The 4,232-nt window shown below is 40.4% G+C and carries 1 protein-coding gene and 2 pseudogenes; 2 read left to right on the plus strand and 1 reads right to left on the minus strand.

The window, feature by feature from the left end; translation table 11 throughout:
• Positions 1 to 376: pseudogene (locus FDW88_RS04425) on the minus strand (transposase); the annotation flags it as partial.
• Between the two features lie 49 nt (positions 377 to 425).
• On the opposite strand from FDW88_RS04425, the pseudogene FDW88_RS04430 reads away from it, so the two are divergent.
• Both FDW88_RS04430 and FDW88_RS04435 read left to right on the plus strand, forming a co-directional pair.
• A pseudogene (locus tag FDW88_RS04430) lies at positions 426 to 635 on the plus strand (hypothetical protein); the annotation flags it as partial.
• A gap of 2 nt (positions 636 to 637) precedes the next feature.
• Complete coding sequence (locus tag FDW88_RS04435) at positions 638 to 4,015, plus strand: DEAD/DEAH box helicase family protein (RefSeq protein WP_137362101.1); 3,378 nt, start codon at positions 638 to 640, stop codon at positions 4,013 to 4,015.
• The last annotated feature ends 217 nt before the right edge of the window (positions 4,016 to 4,232 follow it).

Here is a 4,232-nt window from a genome sequence, read left to right on the forward strand (position 1 = left end):
TCGGCAATGACCTCATTTTCCTCATTCAGCTGAGGCTGATAGCGATAGCAAGTTTCGCTGACAACAAACAACTGGCAGGCAAAACTTATGCTGACATTCCGGCTCCTGACCGCATCCTGCGCCATCTGCTTTCGACGCGATGGCTTCACCACTTTTGCCATGGCTTCCTGAATGATTTCGGCTTAGAGGCGCTCTTCAGCATACATTTTTTGAGGCGGCGGTTTTCGTCTTCCAGCTCTTTCAGACGAGTCATCATGGAGGCATCCATCCCGCCAAAACGCGAACGCCACTTATAGAAACTGGCGTTGCTCATGCCATGTTCACGACACAGTTCCGCCACCGGTGTTCCGGCCTCGGCTTGCTTCAGAATGGACATGATCTGCAAGATCTAAAATTTTTGCGGATAGTGTGTTTGCAAGGGTATCGAAATCGGTTATGAAGAATTGAATAAATATGCCAACCGATTCGATTTGTATGCAAAAGAAAACACGTTTGATATCATCTATATCAATGGCGATCATAATTTACCTACCGCCTTTACCGTTGATGAAGAAGACGGTGAGATTGTTCGTAGCCTGAAAATTCGCCAGATCGAACCTGAATTCCTGAACCTGATGTTTGCTGAGGAGGTTTAAGAATGGCTAAAAAACCGACCACCGGCAAAGCAGTTAAAAAAGAGACAAATAGCAAACTGAGCTTTCATAAGCAATTAGTTTTAAACCGCTTTATGTTCCATTTTTTTAAAGATGGTACATTGCAAGGTTTGAAGAATCGGTTAGGTGAAGATCGCTTTGAAGGCATCCATGAAGATGGCCAAAGCTTATTCTTCCATGAGCTGAGTAACTACTTGTTCGAGGTCGATATTATCGATCTCGATGAACTGCGTCGTTACGATCTGAATATTGTGCAGCACTGGCAGCAGATCACAGAGCACCGCAATCGTAAAGAAGACACCGTACTGAATATGAAATATTTTCAGTACTTGTCACTTTTGTTTACCGAGATATACCTGGACTGGTATTTTAATCGTAAACAACAATTACTTGATGGGCTAAATAACGAGCTGGCAGTATACAATGCTGAAAATGATAAAACGGCAAAAGGCCGGGTTAATCAGTTCAAATCTTATATTCTGGATGATTTGAATAAACTGGCATACTGGAACGCCACTGGCTCTGGTAAAACATTGCTATTGCATGTGAATATTTTGCAATATTTACATTATTTCCAGAACGGTAATATGTATCATTACCCGGATAAAATTATCCTGCTCACGCCGGATGAACGCTTGTCGAAGCAACATATAGATGAACTGGAAGACTCAGGATTTACCCAATACCAGTTGTTTGATAAAAGTAAATCAGCCCCCTTCAAAGGTACTATTGAAGTTATTGATATCAATAAACTCGCCGATGAAATGGGCGATAAAACAGTCGCCGTAGAAGCATTCGAAGGTAATAATCTGGTATTAATTGATGAAGGGCATAAAGGCACAGGGAGTGCTGCTGGTGCCTGGATGCGTCGTCGCGACAAATTAACACGTGATGGCTTTGCATTCGAATACTCAGCAACTTTTGGCCAGGCAGTTGCGGGTGGAAATAATGTTGAGGCAGTTGAAACAGAAATTCAGAAGAAAAAAGCAAAGCTGCTTTTTGAAACAACTGCGTTGGGTAAACTGAGTGCAGAACAATTAGATCAAATAGCATTAACCAGCGAAGAACAGCGTGATGCACGTATTCAGGCGACAAGAGAAGTCTATGGGAAGTCTATTTTGTTCGATTACTCCTATAAATTCTTCTATGAAGATGGTTATGGCAAAGAATCGCTTATTCTTAACCTAAATCCAAAAGAGGATAAAAAAGATGAGCGGCGGTATGAATATTTTACGGCTTGTTTGCTCAGTTTTTATCAGCAACAATATTTATTCAATAAGAATAAAGAAAAATTAACCGCGTTTAATATCGAAAAACCGTTGTGGGTTTTTGTCGGTAATACAGTAAGTGGTGAAGATTCAGACATTCACGCTGTATTGCGTTTTTTAGCGTGGTTTTTGAATCACGAAGAGCAGGCAAAATCGTGGATTAATGATCTCATTGAAAACAAAGCGCGAATTCTAGATACCAAAGAGCGTAACATTTTTGAAAATCGCTTTACTGCATTAATGAACGGTCCTAAAGATATCTATGGAGATATTCTTTCTCGCATGTTTAACACCACGCATTCTGGTCAGCGGCTGCGAGTTCTGAATTTAATAGGCAGTAAAGGTGAACTGGCATTACAGGTCGGTGAGGCCGAACCATTTGGTCTTATCAATATTGGTGATTCGCCATCTCTTTACAAAATGTGTGAAGAGGATACGACATTTGATTATCAGAGAGATGATTTTGCGAAGTCATTATTTCATACGTTAAATGATAAAGATTCTCGACTGCATATTTTGATCGGCTCGCGAAAATTTACTGAAGGCTGGAGCAGTTGGCGTGTCTCGACTATGGGTCTACTCAATATGGGCCGCGGTGAAGGTTCGCAGATCATTCAGTTATTTGGTCGTGGCGTGCGCCTGAAAGGGCGCAATTATTCATTGAAACGAAGTACCCCTGCCGAGCGTCCTAAAGGGTTGCATCTGGAAAAATTAGAAACGTTAAATGTATTCGGTGTACGCGCCGATTACATGGCAACCTTTAAACAATACCTTGAAGATGAAGGGATCACACCAAGTGACGAGATCCTTGAGCTGAATTTTGAAACTCGTCCAAACATACCTGCAATCAAGCTTAAAACTCTTAAGCTTAAAGACGGCTATAAAGATAATCAAAAGCTCGGTTTTAAACGTGTTTATTTCCCTGAACTGTATGAAGTCCCTGCTGACTTTCAGGGGAAAATTAAGCAGCCACATATAAAACTGGACTTATACCCTAAAATAGAGTCGATTGATACAACCAGAAAAGGGGATAGCACTCCCGTAAATGTGCGCCATGAAGCGAAATTAGATTATAAAGTCATTAGTGCATTTGATTTTGATCGTCTTTATCTAGCTATTCAAAATTATAAGCTACAACGTGGCTGGTCAAATTTACGGCTGGATAAGCAACGTTTGATCGACTTTTGTACCGATAAGACAAAAATAGGAAATAGTTGGTATACCCTTTTGATTCCAGCTTCAGAGCTTGAGATTAAGCAATATGCAGATATTGCTAAGCAGGAAGACATCATGCTTCGTCTGCTGACTGATTATACCGACCGTTTTTACACCGCATTGAAAAATGCTTATGAAGGTCAGTTTTATGAAATCACACAGGTGAATGAAGATGACCCTGGAATGGTCAAAATGTACCATTTTGAGATCGAAGAAACTGATGATGGTTTGGCTTATGCCAGCCGACTGGAGCAGTTACAACAACTGGTAATTAACGGCGAAATTGGTAAAGCTAAATCCTGGAATGCTCCAGGCATGATTGCTGTAACCTTCGACAAGCATCTATACTACCCCCTTCTTTCAATTGAGAAAAATTCTGATTTACCGCTGAAAATGCGCCCAACAGCATTTGATGCGCCAAGCGAGATAACCTTCATTAAGGACTTACAAGAATTCATTGAAACACCCAAAGGTCAGAAAATCATCGGCAATAAAAGTTTATACTTGCTGCGCAATGCTGATACCAAAAGTAAAGGTTTAGGTTTCGCCACCGCGGGTAACTTCTATCCTGACTTTTTATTGTGGCTAGTTGACGACGAAAGTGGGAAGCAATGGCTAAGCTTGATTGATCCAAAAGGCATTCGGAATCTGAATCTTAATGATGCTAAATTTGGCTTATACAAGGAAATCAAAGAACTTGAGAAAAGATTATCTGATGATAGCTTAAGCTTGAGTGCGTTTATTATTTCTGAAACACGCTTCGTTGATTTAATCAATGTATCTGAATCCAAAGATAAGATTGAAGAACGTAACGTACTCTTTCTAGAGGATACAGGTTCTATTTATTTGGAGAAGCTTTTTCAAAGAATGATTGCCTAACAGCCTTTTTAAACCCAGTACCATATCTTATTTAAGATATGGTACTGGCATCATAACCAATGTTCAGGAATAGATAAATCAAATGCCCGAGCAACATAACGCAATGTTGTGATAATTTCGTTATGCTTAGCCAGATCAATTGGTTGCCCAGCTTTACGTAGCTCCAGCATTTGCTGTAACTCTGGGAGGGCTTTGTTGAATAAATAAGATTTCGTGC

The organism is Citrobacter sp. wls829 (assembly GCF_005280825.1).
Taxonomy (GTDB): domain Bacteria; phylum Pseudomonadota; class Gammaproteobacteria; order Enterobacterales; family Enterobacteriaceae; genus Citrobacter; species Citrobacter gillenii.

What these genes read in the sequence shown, in the direction of transcription:
- FDW88_RS04435 (WP_137362101.1), top strand. Translation starts at nt 638, where the DNA reads ATGGCTAAAAAACCGACCACCGGCAAAGCAGTTAAAAAAGAGACAAAT.